The sequence below is a fragment of the Pseudomonas sp. genome (genome assembly GCF_050739935.1).
GTDB lineage: Bacteria > Pseudomonadota > Gammaproteobacteria > Pseudomonadales > Pseudomonadaceae > Aquipseudomonas.
This window is the reverse complement of sequence record NZ_JBOICF010000111.1, coordinates 1-25167: the sequence shown is the minus strand read 5'-3', so window position 1 is coordinate 25167 and position 25167 is coordinate 1. Positions and strand designations below refer to the sequence as shown.

The 25167-nt window shown below is 58.3% G+C and carries 29 protein-coding genes; 17 read left to right on the top strand and 12 right to left on the bottom strand.

Annotated elements, in window-relative coordinates; translation table 11 throughout:
- Window positions 1-206: 206 nt before the first annotated feature.
- The 6 genes from hemA (at window position 207) to ACRER8_RS22000 (ending at window position 5589) form a co-directional block, all read left to right on the top strand.
- Window positions 207-1484, top strand: coding sequence for a glutamyl-tRNA reductase (hemA, locus tag ACRER8_RS22025; RefSeq protein ID WP_431748304.1), 1278 nt, complete (start codon window positions 207-209; stop codon window positions 1482-1484).
- Entirely contained in the window at window positions 1481-2563 is a 1083-nt protein-coding gene (prfA, locus tag ACRER8_RS22020) for a peptide chain release factor 1 (protein ID WP_431748303.1), read from the top strand. Before hemA ends, prfA begins: the two co-directional genes overlap by 4 nt.
- Window positions 2564-3397, top strand: coding sequence for a peptide chain release factor N(5)-glutamine methyltransferase (gene prmC / locus ACRER8_RS22015; RefSeq protein WP_431748302.1), 834 nt, complete (start codon window positions 2564-2566; stop codon window positions 3395-3397). It begins immediately after the preceding gene.
- On the top strand, window positions 3391-4146 hold the full coding sequence (locus ACRER8_RS22010) for a molybdopterin-synthase adenylyltransferase MoeB (RefSeq protein WP_431748301.1): 756 nt from the start codon (window positions 3391-3393) through the stop codon (window positions 4144-4146). Before prmC ends, ACRER8_RS22010 begins: the two co-directional genes overlap by 7 nt.
- A gap of 11 nt (window positions 4147-4157) precedes the next feature.
- A complete protein-coding gene (gene murI / locus ACRER8_RS22005) occupies window positions 4158-4958 on the top strand; it encodes a glutamate racemase (RefSeq protein WP_431748300.1) in 801 nt (266 codons plus the stop codon).
- A gap of 112 nt (window positions 4959-5070) precedes the next feature.
- Window positions 5071-5589: an acyloxyacyl hydrolase gene (locus tag ACRER8_RS22000; RefSeq protein WP_431748299.1), complete on the top strand. Its 519-nt coding sequence runs from the start codon at window positions 5071-5073 to the stop codon at window positions 5587-5589.
- A gap of 143 nt (window positions 5590-5732) precedes the next feature.
- On the opposite strand, the gene ACRER8_RS21995 is transcribed toward ACRER8_RS22000, so the two are convergent.
- The 6 genes from ACRER8_RS21995 to ACRER8_RS21970 form a co-directional block, all read right to left on the bottom strand.
- Window positions 5733-6050, bottom strand: coding sequence for a YkgJ family cysteine cluster protein (locus tag ACRER8_RS21995; protein WP_431748298.1), 318 nt, complete (start codon window positions 6048-6050; stop codon window positions 5733-5735).
- A gap of 173 nt (window positions 6051-6223) precedes the next feature.
- Entirely contained in the window at window positions 6224-7669 is a 1446-nt protein-coding gene (phrB, locus tag ACRER8_RS21990) for a deoxyribodipyrimidine photo-lyase (RefSeq protein WP_431748297.1), read from the bottom strand.
- A 14-nt stretch (window positions 7670-7683) separates the two neighbouring features.
- Entirely contained in the window at window positions 7684-8619 is a 936-nt protein-coding gene (locus tag ACRER8_RS21985; RefSeq protein WP_431748296.1) for a MerR family transcriptional regulator, read from the bottom strand.
- A 3-nt stretch (window positions 8620-8622) separates the two neighbouring features.
- Complete coding sequence (locus tag ACRER8_RS21980; RefSeq protein ID WP_431748295.1) at window positions 8623-9603, bottom strand: YbgA family protein; 981 nt, start codon at window positions 9601-9603, stop codon at window positions 8623-8625.
- A 618-nt stretch (window positions 9604-10221) separates the two neighbouring features.
- Window positions 10222-10437, bottom strand: a complete 216-nt coding sequence (locus ACRER8_RS21975; protein WP_431748294.1) for a TIGR02450 family Trp-rich protein — start codon at window positions 10435-10437, stop codon at window positions 10222-10224.
- Window positions 10434-11420 (bottom strand): NAD(P)/FAD-dependent oxidoreductase, encoded by a 987-nt coding sequence (locus ACRER8_RS21970; RefSeq protein ID WP_431748293.1) that lies wholly within the window; start codon window positions 11418-11420, stop codon window positions 10434-10436. Before ACRER8_RS21970 ends, ACRER8_RS21975 begins: the two co-directional genes overlap by 4 nt.
- A 286-nt stretch (window positions 11421-11706) precedes the next feature.
- On the opposite strand from ACRER8_RS21970, the gene ACRER8_RS21965 reads away from it, so the two are divergent.
- The gene (locus tag ACRER8_RS21965; protein WP_431748292.1) at window positions 11707-12609 is read left to right on the top strand and encodes a TIGR01777 family oxidoreductase; all 903 of its coding nucleotides are present in this window, start codon (window positions 11707-11709) and stop codon (window positions 12607-12609) included.
- 14 nt (window positions 12610-12623) lie between these two features.
- On the top strand, window positions 12624-13649 hold the full coding sequence (gene hemH / locus ACRER8_RS21960) for a ferrochelatase (protein ID WP_431748291.1): 1026 nt from the start codon (window positions 12624-12626) through the stop codon (window positions 13647-13649).
- 169 nt (window positions 13650-13818) lie between these two features.
- On the opposite strand, the gene ACRER8_RS21955 is transcribed toward hemH, so the two are convergent.
- Both ACRER8_RS21955 and upp read right to left on the bottom strand, forming a co-directional pair.
- Entirely contained in the window at window positions 13819-15099 is a 1281-nt protein-coding gene (locus ACRER8_RS21955) for a uracil-xanthine permease family protein (RefSeq protein ID WP_431748290.1), read from the bottom strand.
- Window positions 15099-15737: a uracil phosphoribosyltransferase gene (upp, locus tag ACRER8_RS21950; protein ID WP_431748289.1), complete on the bottom strand. Its 639-nt coding sequence runs from the start codon at window positions 15735-15737 to the stop codon at window positions 15099-15101. Before upp ends, ACRER8_RS21955 begins: the two co-directional genes overlap by 1 nt.
- 340 nt (window positions 15738-16077) lie before the next feature.
- Between upp and ACRER8_RS21945 the strand changes: the two genes are divergently transcribed.
- The 6 genes from ACRER8_RS21945 (at window position 16078) to ACRER8_RS21920 (ending at window position 19417) form a co-directional block, all read left to right on the top strand.
- Window positions 16078-16635, top strand: a complete 558-nt coding sequence (locus ACRER8_RS21945; protein WP_431748288.1) for a hypoxanthine-guanine phosphoribosyltransferase — start codon at window positions 16078-16080, stop codon at window positions 16633-16635.
- 219 nt (window positions 16636-16854) lie between these two features.
- On the top strand, window positions 16855-17340 hold the full coding sequence (locus tag ACRER8_RS21940; protein ID WP_431748287.1) for a hypothetical protein: 486 nt from the start codon (window positions 16855-16857) through the stop codon (window positions 17338-17340).
- A gap of 68 nt (window positions 17341-17408) precedes the next feature.
- The gene (locus ACRER8_RS21935) at window positions 17409-17696 is read left to right on the top strand and encodes a PA4642 family protein (protein WP_431748286.1); all 288 of its coding nucleotides are present in this window, start codon (window positions 17409-17411) and stop codon (window positions 17694-17696) included.
- A 208-nt stretch (window positions 17697-17904) separates the two neighbouring features.
- Window positions 17905-18351 (top strand): hypothetical protein, encoded by a 447-nt coding sequence (locus ACRER8_RS21930; protein WP_431748285.1) that lies wholly within the window; start codon window positions 17905-17907, stop codon window positions 18349-18351.
- Between the two features lie 81 nt (window positions 18352-18432).
- Complete coding sequence (locus ACRER8_RS21925; protein WP_431748284.1) at window positions 18433-18891, top strand: hypothetical protein; 459 nt, start codon at window positions 18433-18435, stop codon at window positions 18889-18891.
- A gap of 64 nt (window positions 18892-18955) precedes the next feature.
- Window positions 18956-19417: a hypothetical protein gene (locus tag ACRER8_RS21920; RefSeq protein WP_431748283.1), complete on the top strand. Its 462-nt coding sequence runs from the start codon at window positions 18956-18958 to the stop codon at window positions 19415-19417.
- Window positions 19418-19504: 87 nt separating this feature from the next.
- Here the strand turns inward: ACRER8_RS21920 and mqo are convergent, their stop codons facing one another.
- Together mqo and ACRER8_RS21910 are read right to left on the bottom strand one after the other, a co-directional pair.
- Entirely contained in the window at window positions 19505-21010 is a 1506-nt protein-coding gene (mqo, locus tag ACRER8_RS21915) for a malate dehydrogenase (quinone) (protein WP_431748282.1), read from the bottom strand.
- 731 nt (window positions 21011-21741) lie between these two features.
- Complete coding sequence (locus ACRER8_RS21910; protein ID WP_431748281.1) at window positions 21742-21975, bottom strand: hypothetical protein; 234 nt, start codon at window positions 21973-21975, stop codon at window positions 21742-21744.
- Window positions 21976-22205: 230 nt separating this feature from the next.
- Between ACRER8_RS21910 and ACRER8_RS21905 the strand changes: the two genes are divergently transcribed.
- Window positions 22206-22787, top strand: a complete 582-nt coding sequence (locus ACRER8_RS21905; protein ID WP_431748280.1) for a YajG family lipoprotein — start codon at window positions 22206-22208, stop codon at window positions 22785-22787.
- 211 nt (window positions 22788-22998) lie between these two features.
- Here the strand turns inward: ACRER8_RS21905 and ACRER8_RS21900 are convergent, their stop codons facing one another.
- Complete coding sequence (locus tag ACRER8_RS21900; protein ID WP_431748279.1) at window positions 22999-23202, bottom strand: hypothetical protein; 204 nt, start codon at window positions 23200-23202, stop codon at window positions 22999-23001.
- 146 nt (window positions 23203-23348) lie between these two features.
- On the opposite strand from ACRER8_RS21900, the gene ACRER8_RS21895 reads away from it, so the two are divergent.
- Window positions 23349-23618: a hypothetical protein gene (locus tag ACRER8_RS21895; protein ID WP_431748278.1), complete on the top strand. Its 270-nt coding sequence runs from the start codon at window positions 23349-23351 to the stop codon at window positions 23616-23618.
- A 187-nt stretch (window positions 23619-23805) separates the two neighbouring features.
- Here the strand turns inward: ACRER8_RS21895 and ACRER8_RS21890 are convergent, their stop codons facing one another.
- Window positions 23806-24969 (bottom strand): 1-acyl-sn-glycerol-3-phosphate acyltransferase, encoded by a 1164-nt coding sequence (locus tag ACRER8_RS21890; RefSeq protein WP_431748277.1) that lies wholly within the window; start codon window positions 24967-24969, stop codon window positions 23806-23808.
- 124 nt (window positions 24970-25093) lie between these two features.
- Here ACRER8_RS21890 and ACRER8_RS21885 point away from each other — a divergent pair.
- On the top strand, window positions 25094-25167 hold a 74-nt coding region (locus ACRER8_RS21885), incomplete at its 3' end, for a CPXCG motif-containing cysteine-rich protein (RefSeq protein ID WP_431748370.1).

Genomic DNA, 25167 nt, shown 5'->3' with positions numbered 1-25167 from the left:
GGGAGCAAACCCACAGCCCACTTAGAAAACCAGGACCCGCCATTTATGGCCCGCGCTTGGACAATTTGTCGCAGGTGCATGGCTGCAAAGCGGATCTCTATAGGGACAATAGCCGTTCTCGGACGTTCTGAATGTATTGCGGTGGTTGTTCTGAATCTATTGAAGTAGGACAATTGCCGGCTTCACGTCACCATCAGCGACCTTGAATGGCCTTTCTTGCTCTGGGTATCAACCATAAGACTGCATCAGTGGATGTCCGCGAGCGCGTGGCATTTACCCCTGAGCAGTTGGTTGAAGCATTGCAGCAGCTGTGTCGTCTGACCCAGAGCCGCGAGGCGGCCATCCTGTCGACCTGCAATCGCAGCGAGCTCTATATAGAACAGGATCAGCTCACCGCCGACGTGGTGCTGCGTTGGCTGGCCGATTATCACCACCTCAACATCGAAGAATTGCGCGCCAGTGCCTACGTGCACGAAGAAGACGCGGCCGTGCGCCACATGATGCGTGTGGCTTCGGGGCTGGACTCGCTCGTGTTGGGCGAGCCGCAGATTCTCGGTCAGATGAAATCGGCGTACGCGGTGGCACGCGAAGCCGGAACCATCGGTCCATTACTCGGCCGATTGTTTCAGGCGACCTTCAGCGCGGCCAAGCATGTGCGCACCGACACAGCCATTGGCGAGAATCCGGTATCGGTGGCCTTTGCCGCCGTCAGCCTGGCCAAGCAGATATTCAGCGACCTGCAACGCAGCCAGGCCTTGCTGATCGGCGCCGGCGAGACCATTACACTGGTCGCCCGCCATCTGCATGATCTGGGGGTCAAGCGTATCGTGGTCGCCAACCGTACGCTGGAGCGCGCAAGCATTCTGGCCGAAGAGTTCGGCGCCCATGCGGTGCTGCTGGCCGATATCCCGGCAGAGCTGGTCAACAGCGATATCGTCATCAGTTCCACGGCCAGCCAGTTGCCTATTCTCGGCAAGGGCGCGGTGGAAAGCGCGCTCAAACTGCGCAAGCACAAGCCGATTTTCATGGTCGACATCGCTGTCCCGCGTGACATCGAGCCGGAAGTCGGCGAGCTGGACGACGTTTACCTGTATACCGTGGACGATCTGCACGAAGTCGTCGCCGAAAACCTCAAGAGTCGGCAGGGCGCGGCCCAGGCCGCCGAGGAACTGGTGAGTGTCGGCGTCGATGACTTCATGTCGCGTCTGCGTGAATTGGCGGCGGTTGATGTGCTCAAGGCGTATCGTCAGCAGAGCGAACGACTGCGCGACGAAGAACTGCAAAAGGCGCAACGCATGCTCGCCAATGGCAGCAATGCCGAAGATGTGCTGATGGCGCTGGCGCGTGGCCTGACCAATAAATTGATGCATGCGCCGAGCGTGCAATTGAAAAAGCTGTCCGCCGAGGGCCGCGTCGATGCGCTGGCCATGGCCCAGGAACTCTTTGCCCTCGATGAGGGCTCCACGGATAAACCCCCGCAATGAAAGCTTCACTGCTCAATAAGCTGGACGTGCTCAGCGATCGATTCGAGGAATTGACCGCGCTGCTTGGTGATGCCGAAGTCATTTCCGATCAGACCAAATTCCGCGCCTACTCTCGTGAGTACGCCGAAATCGAGCCCGTGATCCAGACCTACAAGCAACTGCAGAAAGTGCAGAGTGACCTCGAAGGCGCCCAGGCGCTGCTCAAGGACAGTGACCCCGACATGCGCGAAATGGCGGTCGAGGAAGTGCGCGAGGCCAAGGATCAACTGGCGGTGCTGGAAGGCGATCTGCAGAAGATGCTGCTGCCCAAGGACCCCAACGACAGTCGTAACGTGTTTCTGGAAATTCGTGCCGGCACCGGTGGTGACGAAGCGGCGATTTTCTCCGGCGACCTGTTCCGCATGTATTCGCGTTACGCCGAGCGTCGTGGCTGGCGGGTCGAGATCCTCTCCGAAAACGAAGGCGAGCATGGCGGCTTCAAGGAAGTCATCGCGCGTGTCGAAGGCGAGAGCGTGTACGGCAAGCTGAAGTTCGAATCCGGTGCGCACCGCGTGCAGCGTGTGCCCGAGACCGAATCCCAGGGCCGCATCCACACATCTGCTTGCACCGTCGCGGTGTTGCCTGAGCCCGACGAGCAGCAAGCCATCGAAATCAACCCGGCGGATTTGCGCGTCGATACCTACCGGTCTTCCGGCGCGGGTGGTCAGCACGTGAACAAGACCGACTCGGCGATCCGCATCACGCACTTGCCGACCGGTATCGTCGTCGAGTGCCAGGAAGAGCGTTCGCAGCACAAGAATCGCGCCCGGGCCATGGCCTGGTTGTCGGCCAAGCTCAACGACCAGCAAACTGCTGCGGCTGCCAATGCGATCGCCAGTGAGCGTAAATTACTGGTGGGTTCGGGCGATCGTTCGGAGCGTATCCGCACTTACAATTTTCCGCAGGGGCGGGTGACGGATCATCGCGTGAACCTGACGTTGTATTCGCTGGATGAAGTTTTGGCCGGCGGGGTCGATGCAGTGATAGAACCGTTGCTTGCCGAATATCAGGCAGACCAACTTGCGGCACTGGGTGAGTAAATGACCATCATCGCCAGCTTGTTAAGAAACGCTGAGCTGCCGGATTCTCCGACAGCCCGCCTGGATGTCGAACTGCTGTTGGCGGCTGCCCTGGGCAAGCCGCGCAGTTTCCTGCACACCTGGCCGGAGCGTATTGTCAGCACCGAGGCCGCTCAGGCCTTCGCTGGCTATTTGCAGCGTCGTCGCGCCGGGGAGCCGGTGGCGTACATTCTGGGCCAGCAGGGTTTCTGGAATATCGACCTCGAAGTTGCGACACATACGCTGATTCCGCGTCCGGAAACCGAAATGCTGGTGGAAACCGCACTGGAGTTGCTGCCCGGCGCGATCTCTCATCGCCTGCTCGATCTGGGAACCGGCACGGGCGCCATCGCTCTGTCGCTGGCCAAGGATCGCCCGCAGTGGAATGTGACTGCGGTCGATCGCGTGGAGGAGGCTGTCGAACTTGCCGAGCGCAATCGCCAGCGTCTGCATCTGGATAACGCCCAAGTGCTGACCAGTCATTGGTTCAGCGCGGTCGAAGGCAAGCGTTTTGACCTGATCCTGAGCAACCCTCCTTATATAGCTTCGAACGATCCGCATCTGGTCGAGGGCGATGTGCGTTTCGAGCCGAGCAGCGCGCTGGTGTCCGGCTCGGACGGTCTGGACGATCTGCGCCTGATCGTCTCCCAAGCCCCTGGGCACCTGGAACCCGGCGGCTGGCTGCTGCTGGAGCACGGCTACGATCAGGGCCCGGCCGTGCGCGAATTGCTCAATCGCCATGGTTTCGAGCAGATCCAGACCCGACGCGATCTGGGTGACCACGAACGCATCACCTTCGGGCGCGCGCCGTGCTGACCGACAATGAGCTGCTGCGCTACAGCCGGCAGATCCTTTTGCAGCAAGTCGATATCGACGGGCAGCTGCGCCTCAAGCAGAGTCGGGCGCTGATCGTCGGTGTCGGTGGTCTGGGGTCGCCAGTGGCGTTGTACCTGGCGGCTGCCGGGGTGGGTGAGTTGCATCTTGCGGACTTCGACACGGTAGACCTGACCAATCTGCAACGGCAGATCATCCACGACAGCCAAAGCGTGGGCCAGAGCAAGGTCGACTCGGCGATCACCCGACTGACCGCCATCAATCCTGAAATCGCGCTGGTAGCTCATCGCGCGGCACTGGACGAGGATTCGTTGGCTGCCGCCGTCGAGGCCGTGGATCTGGTGCTCGATTGCTCCGATAACTTCATCACTCGCGAGGCGGTGAACGCGGCCTGTGTCGCGGCAGGCAAGCCGCTGGTCAGTGGCGCGGCGATTCGCCTGGAAGGGCAATTGTCGGTGTTCGACCCGCGTCGCGCCGAGAGTCCGTGCTACCACTGTCTATATGGGCACGGTAGTGAAAGCGAACTGACCTGCAGCGAAGCAGGGGTCATCGGGCCGTTGGTAGGACTGGTGGGCAGCCTGCAAGCGCTGGAAGCCCTGAAGCTGCTGGCCGGATTCGGTGAGCCTATGGTCGGCCGTCTATTGTTGATCGACGCATTGGGCACGCGATTCCGCGAGTTGAAAGTCAAACGTGATCCGGGTTGCAGCGTCTGTGGTGCGACCCATGAATAGTATCGTCGAGCATGGCTAGAGACAGCGACGCGCCGGTTGGGATTTTTGATTCCGGTGTCGGTGGGTTGTCGGTGCTGGGCGAGATTCATCAGTTGCTGCCCAATGAATCGCTGCTCTATGTCGCCGATTGCGGGCATATTCCCTACGGCGAAAAGACCCCGGAATTCATTCGCCAGCGCTGCGTCGCCATTGCCGAATTCTTTCGTGAACAAGGCGCCAAAGCGCTGGTGCTGGCGTGCAATACCGCGACCGTCGCCGCTGTGTCCGATCTGCGCGAGCGTTATCCGGACTGGCCTTTAGTCGGCATGGAGCCTGCGGTCAAACCGGCAGCGGCCGCGACCCGAACTGGTGTCGTCGGCGTGCTGGCGACCACAGGCACCTTACAGAGCGCGAAGTTTGCCGCATTGCTGGACCGTTTTGCCGCCGATGTGCAGGTGATCACCCAACCCTGCCCCGGTCTGGTGGAGCTGATTGAAACCGGTGATCTGGCAAGCCCCATTATTCACCAGCTATTGCAAGGCTATGTCGAGCCACTGCTCGCTGGGGGCTGCGACACCATTATCCTCGGCTGCACCCACTATCCTTTCCTCAAACCGCTGTTGCGACAGATGATTCCGGCGTCCATTACCTTGATCGACACCGGTGCCGCAGTAGCGCGTCAATTGCAGCGTCTGCTCAGCCAGCGAGAGCTTCTGGCGAGCGGTCATCCACAGCCGACACAGTTCTGGACAAGCGGTGATCCGGACTATTTCAGAAACATCCTACCTTTACTATGGAAAAAATCTGACAGTGTGCGAAGCTTCGTTTCGTGAAAAAAACGTGAATAGCTCGGGTTCAGGCTGAACTATTGTTCACTGGCGGATTTCTATAGCCAGTCTGTTGATATAAAAATTTCTAACTGCACTCGGAAATGGGATGTTTCAGATGAAGCGACTGTTTTGTTTGGCTGCGATTGCGGCCGCGTTGTCGGGGCAAAGTGCGATTGCACAAGCAGATGGGGTTGAGTTCTCGGTGGGGCAAACCGGCGAATCGACGATGACCTATCGTTTGGGCGCGCAATTTGATTGGGATAAAAGTTGGTGGCAGACGAGTGTCGGTCGTCTGACCGGCTACTGGAGCGGTGCCTATACGTACTGGGAAGGCGACAAGAATTCCAGTAATAACAGCCTGTCGTTTTCTCCGGTATTCGTTTACGAATTCTCCGGTGACAGTGTGAAGCCCTACGTTGAAGCCGGTATCGGTGCTGCTGTGTTCCAGCGCACGGAAGTCGAAGGCAACAAACTGGGCAGCGCATTCCAGTTTGAAGATCGTATTGGTTTCGGTCTGCGATTCGCCGGTGGTCATGAAGTCGGCCTGCGTGCCACTCACTATTCCAACGGCGGTATGACCACAAACAACGACGGTATCGAAAGCTACGCGATTCATTACACGATGCCGTTCTAAGCGCTCCGTTCGCTTGAAACTGTGGGAGCGAATTTACTCACGATTGGGTAGTACAGACGGCGAATTTTCGTAGGCTATACCGACCCATCGCGAATGAATTCGCTCCCACAGTGGTATACGGGGTCTTTTAGTCTTTTGTATTTTTACAGATAAGCCGTCGCAATCCCTTCCCGCTCGGTGATGCATTCCGGCGCACCCATCTCGAATTCCCTGCAGATCAGCGGCCTTCTGTCGTAGATCGTGCACATCATCGTGTCGCGATCCAGCGCCGCGCACCAACCGTCGTCCAGGCGCAGCATGACTTCGCCGCCCCAGTCGTCGGTATCGATGAAACGCTCAGGCACGCCAGTCTCGGTAATCAGCATCACCTCCAGCTGGCAGCAGCAGGCTGCGCAGGTTGAACAGGTGACGACGGGCTCGGCGGGTTCCGCAGGGAGTTGCAGCAGGGGAATGACAGTCATGTGCGGCAGTGTAAAGCAGCGGGCCGGTAGTCGGGGACTGGCCTGACAGACGCGGCGTTCAAGTCGAGATTTATGCAAGTCGATCCCGTTGTCGGCCTCGATTTGATCTGATGCTGAGCGTGGCCCGCGCACCGCGCGTTAATCAATGCCAATTGACTTAATCGCGCAGGCATTCACTCATGGTGTTGAGTTTCTGCTTGTCGATGAGGCAGGGATTTGAATGCAGTCAAGGCGCGCTCGCGGCTGGATTTAAGGTCGACGATCGGCGCCGGATAGCCATCGACGGCGAATAATCCGCCCGATGCCGTGGGGGCGTGAATATCGCGCTTGTTCAGGTCGGCCAGTTCCGGCACCCACTTCTTGATGAACAGCCCCTCGGGGTCGAAGCGCTCGGACTGGCTCAGCGGATTGAAAATGCGGAAATACGGCGAGGAATCGGTACCGGTCGATGAACTCCATTGCCAGCCGCCATTGTTCGCGGCCAAGTCACCGTCGATCAGGTTCTGCATGAAAAAGCGCTCGCCCTCACGCCAGTCGATCAGCAGATTCTTGGTGAGAAACATCGCCACGATCATGCGCAGGCGGTTGTGCATCCAGCCGGTTGCCAGTAGCTGGCGCATGGCGGCGTCGATGATCGGCAGTCCGGTTCGGCCTTGTTGCCAGGCTTGCAGATCTTCGGGCGCCTGACGCCATTTCAGCGCTTCGGTTTCCGGGCGGAAGGCGCGATGACGGGAAACCCGAGGAAAACCGACCAGCACATGTTTGTAGAACTCTCGCCACAGCAACTCGTTGATCCAGGTCACCGAGCCGACATTGCCGGTCTCGAACTCACCGTTATTACTACGCAATGCAGCGTGCAGGCACTGCCGTGGAGAGACGACGCCAGCGGCCAGATACGCCGAAAGCTGGCTGGTGCCGGGCTTGGCAGGTAAATCGCGCTCATCATTGTAGTAATGCACCTGATCGTCGGTGAAATGCTCCAGACGCTTGCGCGCTTCGTCCTCTCCGGCGGGCCAGAGCGCACGTAGTTCCTGGGCAGGCGTCGCGAAACCCTTGACGCTCTCGGGCACCTCGTCGCTTTTGACGTGCATGGGCGATTGCTTTTTCGGCAGACGCACCAGTGACGGCATCGAATGGTGCAGACGCCCATAGCAGACCTTGCGGAACTGGGTATAGACCTTGAAGTAGCCGCCGCTTTTAGTCAGCACACTGCCGGGCTTGAAGAACAGTTGATCGACGTGGCGCGTGAAGCCGATGCCCTGTTTGCCCAGCTCAGCCTCGACCGCTCGATCGCGCTTCTCCTCGTTGACGCCGTATTCCTCGTTGACGTGAATCTGCTCGATACCGTGGGTCTTGCACGGGCCCAACAGAGCCATGGGCGCCTTGTCCCAAGTGTCGGCATGGACGATCAGCAGCGGAACATTCAGGGCCTTCAGTTCGTCTTTCAACGCCGAAAGGTTGCGCAACCAGAAGTCTACCTTCGCCGGTGCGTCGTCATGGCTGTGCCATTGCGCAGGGCTGATCATGTACACGGCCAGCACCGGCCCCTGCTCCATCGCAGCGCTCAGCGCAGTGTTGTCGTGTACGCGCAGGTCGGTGCGCAGCCAGATCATTTGCATGTGCTGTTCAATCCTTAGATGAGGTCCAGTCGCTGGAGCGCGCTCAGGGCAGTCAAAGGGTCTTCGGCGAGGGTCAGTCCGGCGATCTCCCTGACAGTTACCGACAATTCGGCCGAATGAATGCGCACAGTGGGTCCGATGATCAATTTCGGACAGTCGATGTTGCTCAGCAAACGTGGCAGCTGGCTCAGATTCAGTGATCTGCTGGAATACAGCAGCACCGCGCGGGGCTTGAGGTGTTCACAGGCCAGCCCCAGCTCGCCCGCAGGCAAGGGCCAATCAAAGACTTCCACAGGGCAATCGGCGCTGCTCGCCAACCATGCGGTCAGCCACAGATGCGGCTCCAGCGGTACATCGGACTGATTGATCAACAGCAAGGGTGCGCCGCTTACTTGGCGGTTGTTGTGATACAGGCGCGCCCCGAATTTGCTGCGCAGCCAGGAATGGAAGAACACCCGCTCTAGCTGCGCGCCGAACTGGCCCTGCCAGCGTTGCTCCAGCGCTGCCAACAGCGGCAGCAGCAACTGCTCGCAGAGGGTGCGCGGAGGATACAGCGACATGGCCTGATTGAGCGTGTCGTCCAGACGTCGCTCGGACAGCGTGGTGATCGCCTGCAACAGGCTCTGGCGCAGTTGGTGCCAATCGTTTTCAAGGCTTGGCGCCGGTGGCTGTTGATGATCGATCAACTGCTTGACCTGACTGACCGACACCCCGCGATTGAGCCAGGTGAGAATCGTCAGTACCCGGTCTACATGGGCGGTACTGTACAGGCGATGGCCTTTGGGTGTGCGATGGGGCACGATCAGGCCGTAACGCCGCTCCCAGGCACGTAGGGTCACGGCGTTTACGCCAGTCAGGCGGGCGACTTCGCGAATGGGCAGCCAGCCTTCTTCGAGCGCGTCGGCATAGTCCTGCAGATCATTGATCGGACCGGATTGGGTATCTTTCATGGTTCAGATGGCATTGCGCAGGCTAAGGTTTTCCGGATGCGGCTGCAGGTACACCTGCAAGGCGATGTACGGGTCCGGATGTTGGCGGAAGTGATGCTTGAGCAGCGTCAGCGGTACCACCAATGGCACGATGCCCTGGTGGTACTGATTGATGACCGTCTGGATCTCCTGCTTGTCGGACGCGCTGATGGTGTCGCGCAGATAACCGCAAATGTGCTGCAGGACATTGGTGTGGGTGCGACGGGTCGCCGGTTTCTTCAGGGCAATCATCAGCTCGCTGAAATAGCGTGGCGCGATCTCCGTCGGGTCGCTGCGTCCCATGTTGCCCAATAGGTTACCCAGTGCCTTGTACTGAATCGGGTCGTTGGCCATCAGTTGATATTTATAGCGCGAGTGAAATTCGGTAAGCGCGCGACGGGTGACGCCGTCCTTGAGCAACTGCTGCCAGGCGGCATAGGCGAAGACGCGAGTAATGAAGTTTTCGCGCAATACCGGGTCGTTCAATCGGCCGTCTTCTTCCACCGGCAGGTCGGGGTGTCTGGCGCAGAACGCCTGGGCGTAGATACCGCGTCCTCCTGCGTCGAAGGGAGCGCCGTTTTCGCGATAGACCTTGACCCGTTCCAGGCCGCAGGAGGGGGATTTCTGCATGAAGATGTAGCCGCAGATGTCATCCATCTCGCTGGCCATGTGCTCGCCATACTCGGCCAGTGGCAGGGTGACGTTCATGTCTTCGTGAACAGTGCCCACTGCCTGGGGGTGTTCAGGATCGCCCACCAGGCGGATCGCTTCACGAGGGATGCCCAGGCCGATGGCGACCTCGGGGCACGCAGGCACAAAATCGAAATATTCTTTTAATGCCCGGGTCAGCAGGTGCGATTCCTTATGCCCACCGTTATACCGAACCTCGACGCCCATCAGACAGGCACTGACGCCCAGTTTGGGCTTGGGTTTTTGTTCCGGCGTTTGGTCCGCAGGTTCAGGCATGGCAACCTCGATGAGCTTGTACAGCCTGCGTGGTTGTACAATTTGTGTTCATCATAGGTTTGAGGTTGTACAAGTCAAATGATTTGTACAAGGTTTGTTATGGCGGGGCGGGCTTCCAGTCATAGGAGCCGGCTTATTGGCGAACCGCGGTGGGTCAGTGACAGATGAGTCGCGTGACAGGAAGGGTTCGCCAGCAAGCCGGCTCCTACAATGGGGTGCATGTGCATCCCACTCATATGCGCCGCAGGAACTGTAGGAGACGTCGGAGGTTACGACGGCAGCGAACGCGGTGGGCCAGATAGGAATGAGTCGCCTGACACGACGGGTTCGCCAGCAAGCCGGCTCCTACAAGGAATGGTACCTGTGCATCCCTAGCGAACGCGGTGGGCCAGATAGGAATGATTTGGCTGGCCCACCGCGGTTCGCCAGCAAGCCGGCTCCTACAATGGGGTGCATGTGCATCCCACTCATATGCGCCGCAGGACCTGTAGGAGACGTCGGAGGTTACGACGGCAGCGAACGCGGTGGGTCAGATACGAATGATTTAGCTGACACACGTAGTTCGCCAGTAAGCGGGCTCCTACAGCGGATGTAGCGTGTCAGCGAGAAGCAGGGAACTCACTTCCACCCCATCGACCAACGCTCGTCATCCTTCAGCGCCTGCCAGGCCGTTCGCTCGCTACGCTTGGTTAGCACCGCCTGCAGCTCAAGTTCCAGCACAGTACCTTCTTCGTCGCAGAAGAGTTCCGTCACCAGAAAATGCTTTTCGCGATTTCGAGGATGGGCTGCTGTCCACTTCGACAGCAGCAGTTTGCGCGGGTTGATGCGATTCACTTGAGGTGCTCGAGCAAGCGGCGTGCTGCCTCCTGACCGCTGAGCCACGCGCCTTCGACACGCCCTGACAGGCACCAGTCGCCGCACACGTACAGGCCCAGATCCGGGTCGGACAATGCACCGACTTCCCGCCCGCCCGCCGGTCGCGCATACAGCCAGCGATGGGCGAGGGTAAACGCCGGGGCTGGCATGGCGCAGTTGATCAACTCGGCAAACGCGCCGTGCAGATGATCGATCACCTGCTCCTTGGCCATGTCCAGATGCTGACGGCTCCAGGCGCTGGTAGCGTGCAACACCCACGTGTCCATCTTGCTGTCGCGCCCCGGTTTGCTGCGGTTGCGAGCGAGCCAGTCGATGGGACTGTCTTGCACGAAGCAACCTTCCAGCGGCGTGTCCAGTGGAGTGTCGAAGGCCAGGGCAACAGCCCAGGTGGGCTCCATCTTCACGCCCGCCACGACACTGGCCAGCTTCGGCGCGGCCGCGAGCAAAGTCGTCGCCTGCGGCGCAGGAATGGCGATCACCACCTGGCTGAACGGACCGTGGCTGCGGCCGTCGGCGTCGAGCAGGTTCCAGTGTTCTTCGCCACGAAAGACTTCGGTGATGCGGCAGGAAAATGTGACCGGCATGTCGCCGAGCATGGCGCGGGTAATAGCACTCATGCGGGGCGTGCCGACCCAGCGTACTTGCTCGTCGGGCGACAGGCTCAACTGTCCGCCGTGGAAGTTATAGAGCGTGGGCGTCCATTCGGCGACGTGGCCGTCGGCCTGCCATTGCTGAACCGCGGCGGCGAAGCGGCGATCACGTGCGGTGAAATACTGCGCGCCCATGTCCAGTGAACCCGCATCGCTGCGTTCGCTGGACATGCGTCCGCCGCTGCCACGGCTCTTGTCGAAAAGGTGAATGCCATGCCCGGCGGCTTGCAAAGCGCGGGCGGCAGAGAGTCCGGCGATACCGGTACCGATGATTGCGATGGGTACAGTCATAGGGGCCTCGTTACCTTGTCTGCACAGACTACGCCGTAGTTAAAACCTGTACAATGTTGTTTTTCGGTATAACTTATCGTCCCTCGACGTTCAGGACGGTGATCGCGTTGCGATCAATCTTGAGTGTGACGTTTCACCAGAATCGTTCAACTGTGCGAACGGATCAATCGAACGTACACCGCTTGCGCCGTTCTCTATAGCGTGGCCTACGCTTCGTTCACAAGCGCATTGTTTGTGAAGAAATAGACTACTGATTTGCGACGAATGCCACGCGAGGAACACACTCATGCACATCTTGCTGACCGGCGGTACAGGCTTGATAGGTCGTCGCCTGTGCCGACACTGGCTCGATCAGGGCCATAGACTCACGGTCTGGAGTCGCAGGCCCGATCAAGTGGCCCGTCTTTGCGGTTCCAGCGTGCGCGGCATCGCCCATCCGGACGACCTTGGCGACCAGCCTGTGGATGCCGTCATCAATCTGGCCGGTGCGCCGATTGCCGAGCGCCCCTGGACCCGCAAGCGCAAAATGCTGCTGTGGGACAGCCGCATCACCCTCACTGAACAGCTGATCACTTGGCTCGAACGTCGCGAGCAAAAACCCTCCGTGCTGATCTCCGGCTCCGCGGTCGGCTGGTACGGCGACGGTGGCGAGCGCGAGCTGGACGAGACGTCCCCGCCGGTCAGCGAAGATTTCGCCAGTCGCCTGTGCATCGCCTGGGAAGAAACCGCGCAGAGAGCACAGGCCCTGGACATTCGCGTGGTTTTGCTGCGGACCGGCCTGGTGCTTGCTAGTGATGGCGGCATGATGCAGCGCCTGTTGCCGCCCTTCAAACTGGGCATGGGCGGGCCGATCGGTAGCGGACGCCAATGGATGCCCTGGGTTCACATCGACGATCAAATCGCCGCGATTGATTTTCTGTTGAACCGCGAAGACGCCCAGGGTCCTTATAATGCCTGCGCGCCGTCACCGGTCCGCAACCGTGATTTCGCCAAGACGCTGGCGGCGATACTGCATCGTCCTGCGTTCATGCCCATGCCCGCGATTGCCTTGCGCTTGTTGATGGGGGAGTTGTCGATCCTGCTGTTGGGCGGCCAGCGCGCGCACCCGAGCCGATTGCAGGACGCCGGGTTCATTTTTCGATTCACCGATCTGCACGCGGCCCTGGAAGATCTTTTAGGCCGCCACTGACATCAAGGTGTTGCATGACCGATCACGCGTTGCTGCTGGTTAACCTGGGTTCGCCAGCCTCCACCGAAGTTGCGGATGTTCGCCGCTACCTCAACCAGTTCCTGATGGATCCTTACGTTATCGACCTGCCGTGGCCCGTGCGCCGTCTGCTGGTGTCGCTGATTCTGATAAAACGCCCGGAGCAGTCGGCTCATGCCTATGCTTCGATCTGGTGGGACGAAGGCTCGCCGTTGGTGGTGCTGAGCAAACGCCTGCAACAGGCGATGACTAAAGAGTGGGCGCAAGGCCCAGTCGAGCTGGCGATGCGTTACGGCGAGCCGTCGATTGAAACAGTGCTCACGCGTCTGGCCGCGCAGGGCATCCGGAAAGTCACCCTGGCTCCGCTTTATCCACAGTTCGCCGACAGCACGGTGACCACGGTGGTCGAAGAGGCGAGGCGCGTGATCCGCGATAAAAAGCTCAGCTTCGAGCTGGCCCTCCTGCCGCCGTTCTTCAATCAGCCCGAGTATCTGCAAGCGTTGGTGCAGAGTGTTCGGCCGCATCTGGCGCAGTATTACGATCACTTGTTGTTGAGTTTTCATGGTCTGCCTGAGCGACACATCAACAAGCTCGACCCGACCGGAAACCACTGCTTCAAAAGTGGCAACTGCTGTGCGAATGCGACACCAGAGGTTCTTGCCGTGTGCTATCGCGCGCAATGCATGCGTTCATCAGCCGAGTTCGCGAAACTGATGGGCATTCCAGATGGTAAGTGGTCAGTGTCGTTTCAGTCGCGCCTGGGGAAAGCCAAGTGGATCGAGCCCTACACCGAAACCCGTCTGGCCGAGCTGGCAGGGCAGGGCGTGAAGAAACTTCTGGTCATGTGCCCGGCATTCGTTGCCGACTGCATCGAGACGCTGGAAGAGATTGGAATTCGCGGAGCCGAGCAGTTCAAGGAGGCGGGAGGGGAGGATCTTGTTCTCATCCCATGCCTCAACGATGATCGGAACTGGGCCAAGGCGTTGAACACCCTGTGCGAGCGCGCGCCAGCGATAGTGTGAGGTCTGGCACTGATCTGACTGTGGGAGCGAATTCATTCGCGAAAAATGGTACAGCCGATAGAGATTGGCTGGCTGTTAATAAATCTCGCGAATGAATTCGCTCCCACAGTGGATTGCCGTACACCTGAAAGAGCGGCCTCATCATGAGGCCCCTCTTAAAGCCTTCAGGCTATGGCAGCTGATCGTCCAGATGCTTGTTCTTCCAGGCATCGTTGCCCGGCAGAATCAGGTTGAGCACGATGGCGGTTACGGCACACAGCGCGATGCCTTTCATGCCAAAGTCATCCGGGCCGTTACCGGTGCCGATCAATACGCCACCGATCCCGAACACCAACGTCACCGAAACAATCACCAGGTTACGCGCTTCAGCCAGATCGACCTTATGGCGAATCAGCGTATTCATCCCCACCGCGGCAATAGAACCGAACAGTAGACACAAAATCCCGCCCATCACCGGCACCGGAATGCTCTGCAACAGCGCCCCGAACTTACCGATGAACGCCAACGCGATGGCAAAGATTGCCGCCCAGGTCATGATTTTCGGGTTGTAGTTTTTGGTTAGCATCACCGCGCCCGTCACCTCGGCGTACGTGGTGTTGGGTGGTCCGCCGAACGCCCCGGCGACTGTCGTCGCGATGCCATCACCCAGCAGCGTGCGATGCAGGCCCGGCTTCTTCAGATAGTCACGTCCCGTGACACTGCCGACCGCAATCACCCCACCGATGTGCTCGATGGCCGGCGCCAGGGCCACGGGTACGATGAACAGGATTGCCTGCCAGTTGAACTCCGGTGCAGTGAAGTGCGGGATGTCCAGCCACGGCGCCGCGGCGATCTTCGCTACGTCGACCACGCCGAAATAGAACGACAGCGCAAAACCCACCAACACACCGGAAATGATCGGCACCAGACGGAAAATCCCTTTGCCGAACACGGCCACGATCAGCGTCGTCAACAGGGCCGCCATCGAGATCACGATAGCCGTGTGATATGGGATCAGCTCTGCCGCGCCGTCGCCCGTCCGGCCCATGGCCATGTTGGCTGCGATCGGTGCCATTGCCAGGCCGATGGAAATGATCACCGGACCGATCACCACCGGCGGCAGCAAACGATCGATGAAGCCGGTGCCTTTAATCTTCACCGCAAGGCCCAGGAAGGTGTAGACAAAACCCGCCGCCATCACGCCACCCATGGTCGCAGCCAGCCCGAACTGGCCCTTGGCGAGAATGATCGGAGTGATGAAGGCGAAGCTCGAGGCCAGGAACACCGGCACCTGACGGCCTGTCACGACCTGGAAGCACAGCGTGCCCAGGCCAGCAGTGAACAGCGCAACGTTGGGATCCAGCCCGGTGATCAGCGGCATCAGCACCAGCGCGCCGAAGGCCACGAACAACATTTGAGCGCCCGACAGTACGGTACGCCACAGTGGATCGTTGAACTCATCCTGCTTCATCAGGCGTCCTTTTGTTTGGTGCCGAAAATCTTGTCACCGGCATCGCCCAGGCCCGGAATAATGTAGCCGTGTTCGTTCAGTCGCTGGTCGATGGATGCGGTGTAAAGGTTGACGTCCGGGTGAGCTTTTTCGACGACGGCAATGCCCTCCGGCGCGGCCACCAGGACCATGGCGCGGATGTCGCGGCAACCGGCCTTTTTCAGCAGGTCTATGGTGGCGACCATCGACCCGCCAGTGGCCAGCATGGGGTCGATGATCAGCGCCAGACGCTGGTCGATCTCCGGCGCGAGCTTTTCCAGATACGTATGCGCTTCGAGGGTTTCTTCATTGCGCGCGACGCCTACGGCACTGACCTTGGCGCCTGGAATCAGGCTGAGTACGCCTTCGAGCATGCCGATGCCGGCGCGCAGAATCGGCACTACGGTTATCTTCTTGCCAGCAATTTTTTCGACCTGAACGGTCCCGGCCCAACCCTCAATGTCATAGGTTTCCAGTGGCAGGTCCTTGGTCGCTTCGTAGGTCAGCAGTGAGCCGACTTCCTGCGCCAGTTCACGAAAATTCTTGGTGCTGATATCGGCGCGGCGCATAAGGCCGAGCTTGTGACGGATCAGCGGATGGCGGATCTCACGAATGGGCATAAAGGGAAGGCTCCAGCGGGCGGGCAAAAAAAACGGCTTAGATTAATCTATTCAGCTGTAACTTGTCTTACCGGTTAGCTTCGGGTTTCTTACATTAATGAGACGGAGACTCTTCGCAATAAAGTCGGCGAGCGAAGGCCAGACAAGGCAAAAAGAGGCGAGCAAGCGGAGTTTAGGGGTCTAAATGAGCATTGCGAGCCTGTTTTTAACGCAGCATGGGCGAGCGCAGCCACTTTTCGTGACGAGTTTGTGCAACGTTAGTCCAGAAACACTTGCTCTGACGAAGACGGATGCGTACCTTTGCCCGCTTTTCCTTACACAGCCCCCCTTGGAGAGCGTCATGTCCGCTGATCTCGAGCATATCCGTCAAGTCATGCGCGAGGCTGACTGCCTCTACACCACCGACGAAGTCGAGGCGTCCATCGCCCGCGTAGGCGAGCAAATCAACAGCGTCCTTGCCGACCGCAACCCGGTCGTATTCTGCGTGATGAATGGCGGTCTGATTTTCGCTGGCAAGCTGCTGACGCATCTGAGCTTCCCGCTGGAAGCCTCCTACCTGCACGCGACCCGTTATCGCAACGAAACCAGCGGCGGCGAGCTGTTCTGGAAAGCCAAGCCTGAAGTTTCGTTCATCGATCGCGACGTGCTGATCATCGATGACATTCTCGATGAAGGTCACACCCTGGGTGCAATCATCGACTTCTGCAAACACGCCGGCGCTCGCGCGGTGCACACCGCCGTGCTGATCGACAAGGATCACAATCGCAAGGCACGCCCGGATCTGAAAGCCGATTTCGTCGGCCTGCCATGCATTGATCGCTACATCTTCGGCTATGGCATGGACTACAAAGGCTACTGGCGTAATGCCGCCGGGATCTACGCCGTAAAAGGCATGTAAGCAACCTCGCGATTTATTGTAGGAGCCGGCTTGCTGGCGAAGGCGATGCGTCAGCAATCAATGCGTATTTGACCCGCTGCTTTCGCCAGCCGGCCGGCTCCTACGGTTCCGTGGGCGGATCAGAATTGATGCTGTTCCCCCCACGATTGCTCGGCAAGATCTCCGTAAACTCGGCATTTCACATGCTAGAGTGCTTCCCAATTTTTTCGGGAGGCGCCCATGACGTTATCGTTTCGTAGTACAGCTGCGTTGATGTTGCTGTTGACCCTGCCACTCCCCGCATTCGCTGAACCGATGCACGCTCAATACCTGCCACCCGACGAATTGTCCGTGCGTGAAGGCGAGCCCGAGCAGCAGCAATTGCTGCAGATCACCGACTACTCGATCGTTGTCGGTAGTCAGCGTCAGTCGAACCAGCAACCCATTCCCGTCACCTCCCCACTGAGCCTGCGCCTCAAGGGCAAGCCCATGAACAAGGGCGCGACGATTTCCGAAGTGCTGATTCATTTCGATGGCGAAAACAAAAGCCTGAAAAAGCCGACTTACGACGAGGCCGGCCGAACCTTGACCCTGTATTACCCGGCGAGCCAATACCGCGTGCTGGTCGACCTGCTGCGCAACGAAAAGGTGTATTGCCAGTTCCTCAGCTACGCCAATGGTCATGTCTGGGCCGACTTGCACACCGGCAGCGTACGCGCGCGTTGAGCCCGTGACCGGGCGAGGGGTAAACTGCCTGCCCGTGAAATGTCCCGCAAAGTCAGTTGGAGTCAGCAATGCGTAAAGATAAGAAGCAGGTGATTGGCGATGAAATCGGCGATGCCCAGATAAAACTCTTCCTGGATTTCGAACCGGTCGATGCGACTTCGCCGTCGCTGCACAAGCTGATCAAGGCCTATCGCGGCCTGCGCGTTCACGACTTCGAGCGCTTTCTGGGGTTTTTCAAGGAAGCAGGCTACGATTTGGATGGCAAGGATGAGCAGGGTAACGACTTCGTCGCGCTCATCAAGGATCAGCGCAATGCCGAGGAATACATCGAATTGATCGAAAAAGCCCGAGGCTGATCGGCGTCTTTCAGTGCCTGGCGACAGGCACTTGCAAATCAAATCCGCAGTTAAAAACCTCTCAAACCGAAGCTGATTACAATTGTTTCGGAAACTTCCCGCTCTTCAAATCTAACGTTCTTCCATATTTTGATCTCTATTCGGTCCATACTTTTGCTGCGCCAATCAAGTGCGCCCAATGGACGTTTTATTGAAATGGAATTCCGTAATGAATACATATATATCGCCTCTTGCCTCGCTGCTTTGTCTTACACTATGTGCTGGGTGGGCGAACGCTGCAGATCCGGTGAGCTTTGATGTAACTCTCGTAAATGAAACGAGAGAAGATCTCCATTTGACCGGGGCTTCTTGGCCATTTGGTAATTATGAGGCGACTGACTACATGATTCCCAAACATCATTCAGGGACGTTTCGCGTCAATGTGTGGGACGATCGAAAAGGACGAGTCAGGTTTAAGTACAGCGCTGGCGAGAAGACCTGCCGGTTTGTCGGTGGGCTTGGGCAAAAGCGTGTGGGTGCCTGGCTAATACCTCAATATGAAACTTACCTATGGTCCAAAGCCGTGTCTGTCGGTAGCTTTCATGCAGACTGTCAGGCGACTATCACGAAAAAAGCGCAAGGCAAAAATTACGATCTACGGGTCACAATGAAGTAATCGTGCTCAATATTTTGGTGGTCTGCAGTTTCCATGGAGGACTCTTGCGGATCTAATATCTTGTGAAATGGAATTCAAGTCATGTATGCAAAAATATCTCTCGTCACGCTGTTGTCGTTATTTTGTTCCGGTGTCCACGCTGCGCAAACGATGGTCGTTAACGGAGAAATCAAGAGTTTTCTGAGCCGTGACGTCAAGCTGCTTTCTCACAGTTGGGATGTGGGAGCCTTCCCGAAAGATGATCTGGTGATCGAACCGAAGGGGCATATAAAATTTCGTTTTCCCGCAAATGCTCATAATGGACAGATTAACTTTGTATTGTCAGCGGGAAGTGGTGGCAGCCAAGTAGCCTGTTTGTACGACATCAAATATGGCACGCAGACCTACGTGCAAGGTGCGGTCACGCTGACAGGTCCGCGTGCGTCGAGTGAAGCCTCCAGCGTAGGCAAGAGACGGGCCGCTTGCTCGATGAGGCTGGATGATTGGGATTATGAGAAAAGCATGAACGTGCGTTTTCTCATTCAACGGTTGCCCACGTAGACCAACTGCGTTTAGCGCCTTAACGCTGCGCGATACCTTATTGGCAAATATAAAGTGAGTCGAGATGAATCATAAACAACGATTCATGGGCAGCATGATGCTGCTTGTGGCAACCATGGCTATCGCATCGTTCACTTACGCTGCATATCCAAAAAAAATGGCTATAACCGTCGAACTGTGGAATGACTCCGGCGCTGATTTATATTTGGCAGCTGCAAGCTGGGTGCCGCCCGACACGGAGTTGTCCGCTTACGTCATTGCGCACGACTCGCCCACCACGTCGTTCAGTCTGGTTTTGAATAACCCCCGAAACGATCTGGCGATCTTTCGTATGAGAGAGGGAGCACGGGAATGCGAGTTCACGCTTGGCCATAAGACAACGTTCTCATGGTTTGGCCTTGATCCATCGCCTGAAAAGTTCGCCCGTGCAAGGTCTTCAGGTACCGTGCCGGCGCAATGCAGTGCTTCAGTCATCAAGGGCAGCAAGTCCATGGCAGCCTACACCGTGCGCGTCAGAATGAGCTGACCGACGCTGCCTGACCTTCAGGAACTGAAAACCCCGCTGCGTGGGCGGGGCTTTCAGTTTTTTCACCGATTCAGAAGTGTCTCTGAATCAGGCGAAGCTTGCCGCCGGACTGCTTGAAACCAGGTCCAGGCTCTCATCGCTTTGGGCGCTGACGCGCTGATACAGCTGCGCGTCGGTTTCCAGCGCTTTTTCCCGAGCCGGGAAGATTTCATTGAGCTTGGCGGCCCATTCGGTTTTGGCCTTGTCCGGGAAGCAGCGCTCGATCAGGTCGAGCATGATCGAGACAGTCACCGAAGCGCCCGGGGATGCACCCAACAGCGCTGCAAGGGAACCGTCCTTGGCCGAAACCAGTTCGGTGCCGAATTGCAGGACGCCACCTTTTTTCGGATCTTTCTTGATGATCTGTACGCGCTGACCGGCTACTTCCAGACGCCAGTCTTCGGCCTTGGCTTGCGGATAGAAACGGCGCAGGGCATCGAGGCGCTGCTCCATGGACTGTCGCACTTCGCTGATCAGGTACTTGGTCAGATCCATGTTGTCGCGAGCGACGGCCAGCATCGGTGCGATGTTGGCGGCGCGGATCGACAGCGGCAGGTCCATGACCGAACCATGCTTGAGGAACTTGGTAGTAAAACCGGCATAAGGACCGAACAGCAGCGAGGTCTTGCCGTCGACGACGCGGGTGTCCAAGTGCGGAACCGACATCGGTGGCGAACCTACGGCCGCCTGGCTGTAGACCTTGGCCTGATGGAGCTTGACCACTTCAGGGTTGTCGCAACGCAGCCACTGGCCGCTCACCGGGAAGCCGCCAAAACCCTTGCCTTCTTCGATGCCGGACATTTGCAGCAGCGGCAGTGCCGCGCCGCCCGCGCCGAGGAATACGAACTTGGCGTCGATTTCGCGAGTGCCACCACTGTTGACGTCCTTGATGGTCACGCTCCAGCCACTGCCTTTACGGCTCAGGCCAGTGACGCGCTTGCAGTACTTGACCTGCGCATCGGGTGCGCGGGACAGATGCTTGAGCAATTGATTGGTCAGGTTGCCGAAGTTGACGTCGGTGCCATGCATGACGCGGGTCGCGGCAATTGGCTCGTCAGCGGGGCGCCCCGGCATCATGAGCGGCATCCACTCAGTCAGCTTGGCCTTGTCTTCGGTGTACTCCATCGAGGCGAAGGCATGGTGCTTGCGCAGTGCTTCGTAGCGCTTTTTAAGGTACGCCATACCTTTTTCGCCCTGCACGAAGCTCAGGTGCGGGACCGGCGTGATAAACGAGCGCGAAGAGCCGAAGTCGCCCTTGCGAGCCAGGTAGGCCCAGAATTGCTTCGAAACTTCGAACTGTGTGTTGATCTGAATTGCTTTCTTGGTGTCGATGGAGCCGTCAGCCGCTTCCGGCGTATAGTTCAGCTCGCACAGGCCAGCGTGGCCGGTACCGGCGTTGTTCCAGGGGTTGGAACTCTCCGCGGCACCGGAATCCATCAGCTCGACAACCTCGACTTTGAGGCTCGGGTCGAGCTCCTTGAGCAGCACTGCGAGGGTGGCACTCATGATGCCTGCCCCGACCAGTACCACATCGACTGCTTCGTTATGCGCCATTAACGCGTCTCCAAAAAATCTGCAGCACCAAATAGACGGCATGGGTTCCCGAGGTCAGTTGTCGGGGGGCGGGCGGCGCGTATTCGCGCAGTGCCTCGTACCACCCAACCGGGATCGTCATGTCCGATTCTTCGCAATTTTTTGCATTCAGCGCACGCCTTGAGAGGACCTGGTTGATGCTTTAGGTAGAAAGCATGAACTCATTTTTCGGACCAGACAGCCATTCGACCATCGTCAACACGCACGATCATGCAACCAAATCCGTAGTGGACAGGCTTCAGGTTCTGGTTGTGGAGGCTGCGATGCGGTCGGTCCTGTGCAAGGGGGTTGGGTCAGACGCTAACGGTGCATGTACAAACGCGTAACTATTCATTTGCTCGCCACACTCTTGTGAAGTTGTGAAAACCCGTTTTTTTCGCGCTCTTTTGGAGACGCGAACCTCAAAAAGGGGCTGCGCGATGGCAGCTCCGACAGATCAGGTTCGAACACAGTGTGGGCAATGGCCTGCGGGAAAGGTTCGAGCGAGTCGACGTTTTCGCGCCTGCACAGCGGGCACACCGGGCTGCACATGTCTGTGTGGAAGGCTCTCTGTGGGCGATACGGAGGAGTTGATAACAGGTATCAACGATGCTGCGAGGCCCGATCAGGAGACGTCCTTATAATCGGGGGAAGATTATAGCGATGAAACGCGCAGAATTGATCCAGAAAAAATGAGTTTATTCGCCGTTCGATCAGATGCTGAACAATTGCCGGGCGGTAATCGCCCGCATCCGGGGGCTGACGCGGGCACTTGGGGGCAGAGGCTGGTGCAGCCAGCTCAGGTTAGGCTCGCTGATTTCAACCCAGCCCTGGCCTCTTGGCGCTTCGCAGCAGTGCTTGAACGACAGGCAGATGCCGTGCTGATCGAGGCGGGCGTAGTGGCGGTGGCGGCCTTGCGGCGAAAAAAGGGACCACAGAAAGTACACGGCGAGCACTCCGGAGTTGGACGGTTGTGAAAAGTATGTCGTGCGGCGATGACATCGGCGTGACGTTGCTGTTGCGCGATGATGTCGCGATGAGGCTTTTGATCATGTTGAGGGCGGGAAGGGCGGGAACCGCGACAGTGGCACTTTGTCGTATCTTTACGCTAGTGAGCGACCTCGGGAGGTCGTTATACTGCGGCACAATTTGTGCCTTGGCCCATGGAGAGATGAGCATGTTGCGTCGTGTTTTGTTCGGTTTGCTTGCAGTCGGCTGTCTGACGCTTGTGGGATGCGCCCACAGTCCGCAGTCACTTAACCCGCAACCCAAGCTGAACGCCCAGCTCGCGCCAGTCGGGCACGGTCAGCAAGTGGTGGTGCGGGTAGTCGACGGTCGCCCTTCGCCGACCCTCGGAACCCGTGGCGGTCTGTACCCAGAAACCAGTTCGATCAGTGTCGAAGGCCAGCAATTGGTTCCACAGCTGCAGGCCCAGGCCGAAGCTGCGGTGCGCCTGCTGGGTTTCACCCCGGTCCAGAGTGGCAACGGCCCTCAACTGACAGTCACCCTGGCCGAACTGAAATATCAGTCGCCCAAGGAAGGCTTGTACGTCACTGAAGCCAATATCAGCTCGACGTTCCGCGCCGATGTGCAGAACAACGGCCACAGCTATAACGGCCGTTATGCCGCTTCACTGGATCAACGTTTCGGCATGGCGCCAAACGAAGAGACCAACACCAAGCTGATCGGCGACGTACTCAGCGACGCGCTGACCCGCGTGTTCCAGGATCAGACCATCGGTCGACTGCTGGGCCAGTAAGCCTGTATCTAAAAGCCCCGTTATCGAAAGATGCCGGGGCTTTTTTATGCGCGTTTAATGCGCGGTAGACCGTGGGCATTTCGCATACCTACCGTGGGACGGAATGCATTCGCGAGGCGTCGGTACAATCCACGAAACTCTATTGGCTGAAGCATTTTTCGCGAATGAATTCGCTGCCACAGTAGGCGGAGAAGTGGGGCAGTCGGAAGGCTCAGGCCGCCTGGTAAAAATCCAGAACGCTGACCCCCGTCAACAGATCGACCTCGGGCAAGTCATGATGTTGATGCCCGCCCAAGGCACAGTAGACCAGCCAGTGACGATCCTGGACGTTGAAGGACAGGCCATCGATCAAGGCTTGTTGCTCATCGCTGGAGGCGATGAGGTAAAGGCGATCCTGGTTATGGGCGTGCAGCATGGGAACTCCGGTCTGATGGGGCAGATGAGGCGCTTCAAGGCGCTACACAGTGACCGGTTCAGGTGACGTTAAGGTGACAGGCGATACCGTATTCAGTAGATCCTTACGAATCCGCGGCGCTCCTGATCCTGCGCCATCGAGGCCCCATGTCGCTCATCCAGCATTCCCCCGGGATGGTCATCAACCTGTTCGCGCTGCTGGCGGCGGGCCCCGGCATCTGGCTGCTGTACACCACGCGCAGTCATGAGCAGCGCGAGACCGCACACCTGAACCACCTAACCGAACAGGCGCCAATCGATGAACCCATGCATCTGATGGACGTGCCGACGCTACGAATGATCCGCTTCAGCTACCGGATCGGCGCAGCTTGCGTTGGGTTTGGGCTGTTGTTGTCGTGGGTGAGTACGAAAATTTAACGGCGCTGGCTGACTAATGTGGGAGCGAATTCATTCGCGACTGGTCAGCACATCCGACGCCTCTCTATCACCTGCACGGGCCTCTCGCGAATGAGTTCGCTCCCACAGGTTTTGCGCCGTCGATATGCCATGTGGCATGGCAATAAAAAACGGCGCCTGAACAGTCGCCGTTTTCAGGGGGTAGCGATCAGAGTGGCAACCCCGCCTTGACCCGATACTGATTCCTCACTGGCGTTGCGTACTGCAGCACCAGATACGGACGGTGCTCTTCAGGGCAACCATTCAGTCTTCGTTGCCATTCTTCCTGGGCGCGCTCCAGCTCATCGGCCGGGAACACTTGGGCGGCGGTCGGCACGTTCAGGTCCGGATCGGCGTCAGCCCATTGCGCATACGCCAGGTAATGCACCGGGAACAGACGATAGCCGCCGAGGATCTGCCGGTCCATCTCGATCGCCAGCTGTTTGGTGTCCTCGAACACCTCGGTGATCGGCGGAGCGAAGTTGACGTGTACCCGGCCCTTGTAGCCGGTGATGCCCAGCGCAATGCTGACGTCATCCTCGCCTGGCGCTTTGGTGTAGCTGCCAGTGGTGGCGCGAATGAACAGCTCGCGGGCCTTGGCGTGGTCGCAAGGGTCGTATTCGTAGCTGATCGACACGGGCGTGAGGTTCAGCGATTGAATCACTTCGCCAAACGGCTCGTCCTTGCGGCTCATGTGGAACATTTTGAGGATGGCCGATTCGGTGCGGTCATCGCCATCTTTGGCGCGGCCTTCGGCCTGGGCGATCCAGATCGACTGGCAGTCGTTGCGAATCGAATGGTTGATGTACGCCGACAACAACTGATACGCCGCCATCTTTTCCCGGCGTCCGGTGATGGAGCGGTGCACGATGAAGCTCTTGTTCAGGCGCATCAGGTCGCTGACGAAGGGTTTCTGCAGCAGGTTGTCGCCAATGGCGATTCGCGGCGTTGGCAGGCCTGCGTGGTAGACGGCGTAATTGACGAAGGCCGGGTCCATCACGATATCGCGATGGTTGGCCAGGAACAGATAGGCCACCCCGGACTTGAACTGCTCAACACCGGTGTAGGTCACACCATCGGTGGCGCGTTCGATCGTATGGTCGACGTAATGTTCGACCTTGTCTTGCAAGGCCGCTACCGAGTCGATACCGGCGAACTGGCGGCGCAGCTTGCGCGCGATAGCAGGCTGCAGGATCCAGCCCAGGGAGCCGGCCAGACGCGGAAAACGGAAATGCGTGAGGATCGCGAGGAACGCCTTGTCACCCAGCAGCCGATCGAGTACGGCTTTTACTTCGGTGTCGTCGTACGGTCGGATGGCATCGAATTCGCCCATCATGCTCTCTTGTTGGAAACGGCTAGGGTAATAGGTAGGGCCGGGGTTCGAAAAACGGCTCGAACACGCGCTGGTCCTGTAAATAGACCGGCAATTATACGCACAAGTCACTCGGGAGGCCGCGATGCTGGAAACTGCGCTCTACGATTGTCCCTATTGTGGTGAAGAAGTCGAAACGACAGTGGACCTGTCCGGTGG

Excerpts from the sequence above, each read along its gene's own strand:
- hemA (WP_431748304.1), top strand. The coding sequence starts at position 207 with ATGGCCTTTCTTGCTCTGGGTATCAACCATAAGACTGCATCAGTGGAT.
- prfA (WP_431748303.1), top strand. The coding sequence starts at position 1,481 with ATGAAAGCTTCACTGCTCAATAAGCTGGACGTGCTCAGCGATCGATTC.
- prmC (WP_431748302.1), top strand. The coding sequence starts at position 2,564 with ATGACCATCATCGCCAGCTTGTTAAGAAACGCTGAGCTGCCGGATTCT.
- murI (WP_431748300.1), top strand. The coding sequence starts at position 4,158 with ATGGCTAGAGACAGCGACGCGCCGGTTGGGATTTTTGATTCCGGTGTC.
- ACRER8_RS22000 (WP_431748299.1), top strand. The coding sequence starts at position 5,071 with ATGAAGCGACTGTTTTGTTTGGCTGCGATTGCGGCCGCGTTGTCGGGG.
- ACRER8_RS21995 (WP_431748298.1), bottom strand. The coding sequence starts at position 6,050 with ATGACTGTCATTCCCCTGCTGCAACTCCCTGCGGAACCCGCCGAGCCC.
- phrB (WP_431748297.1), bottom strand. The coding sequence starts at position 7,669 with ATGCAAATGATCTGGCTGCGCACCGACCTGCGCGTACACGACAACACT.
- ACRER8_RS21985 (WP_431748296.1), bottom strand. The coding sequence starts at position 8,619 with ATGAAAGATACCCAATCCGGTCCGATCAATGATCTGCAGGACTATGCC.
- ACRER8_RS21980 (WP_431748295.1), bottom strand. The coding sequence starts at position 9,603 with ATGCCTGAACCTGCGGACCAAACGCCGGAACAAAAACCCAAGCCCAAA.
- ACRER8_RS21970 (WP_431748293.1), bottom strand. The coding sequence starts at position 11,420 with ATGACTGTACCCATCGCAATCATCGGTACCGGTATCGCCGGACTCTCT.
- ACRER8_RS21965 (WP_431748292.1), top strand. The coding sequence starts at position 11,707 with ATGCACATCTTGCTGACCGGCGGTACAGGCTTGATAGGTCGTCGCCTG.
- hemH (WP_431748291.1), top strand. The coding sequence starts at position 12,624 with ATGACCGATCACGCGTTGCTGCTGGTTAACCTGGGTTCGCCAGCCTCC.
- ACRER8_RS21955 (WP_431748290.1), bottom strand. The coding sequence starts at position 15,099 with ATGAAGCAGGATGAGTTCAACGATCCACTGTGGCGTACCGTACTGTCG.
- upp (WP_431748289.1), bottom strand. The coding sequence starts at position 15,737 with ATGCCCATTCGTGAGATCCGCCATCCGCTGATCCGTCACAAGCTCGGC.
- ACRER8_RS21945 (WP_431748288.1), top strand. The coding sequence starts at position 16,078 with ATGTCCGCTGATCTCGAGCATATCCGTCAAGTCATGCGCGAGGCTGAC.
- ACRER8_RS21940 (WP_431748287.1), top strand. The coding sequence starts at position 16,855 with ATGACGTTATCGTTTCGTAGTACAGCTGCGTTGATGTTGCTGTTGACC.
- ACRER8_RS21935 (WP_431748286.1), top strand. The coding sequence starts at position 17,409 with ATGCGTAAAGATAAGAAGCAGGTGATTGGCGATGAAATCGGCGATGCC.
- ACRER8_RS21930 (WP_431748285.1), top strand. The coding sequence starts at position 17,905 with ATGAATACATATATATCGCCTCTTGCCTCGCTGCTTTGTCTTACACTA.
- ACRER8_RS21925 (WP_431748284.1), top strand. The coding sequence starts at position 18,433 with ATGTATGCAAAAATATCTCTCGTCACGCTGTTGTCGTTATTTTGTTCC.
- ACRER8_RS21920 (WP_431748283.1), top strand. The coding sequence starts at position 18,956 with ATGAATCATAAACAACGATTCATGGGCAGCATGATGCTGCTTGTGGCA.
- mqo (WP_431748282.1), bottom strand. The coding sequence starts at position 21,010 with ATGGCGCATAACGAAGCAGTCGATGTGGTACTGGTCGGGGCAGGCATC.
- ACRER8_RS21905 (WP_431748280.1), top strand. The coding sequence starts at position 22,206 with ATGTTGCGTCGTGTTTTGTTCGGTTTGCTTGCAGTCGGCTGTCTGACG.
- ACRER8_RS21900 (WP_431748279.1), bottom strand. The coding sequence starts at position 23,202 with ATGCTGCACGCCCATAACCAGGATCGCCTTTACCTCATCGCCTCCAGC.
- ACRER8_RS21895 (WP_431748278.1), top strand. The coding sequence starts at position 23,349 with ATGTCGCTCATCCAGCATTCCCCCGGGATGGTCATCAACCTGTTCGCG.
- ACRER8_RS21890 (WP_431748277.1), bottom strand. The coding sequence starts at position 24,969 with ATGGGCGAATTCGATGCCATCCGACCGTACGACGACACCGAAGTAAAA.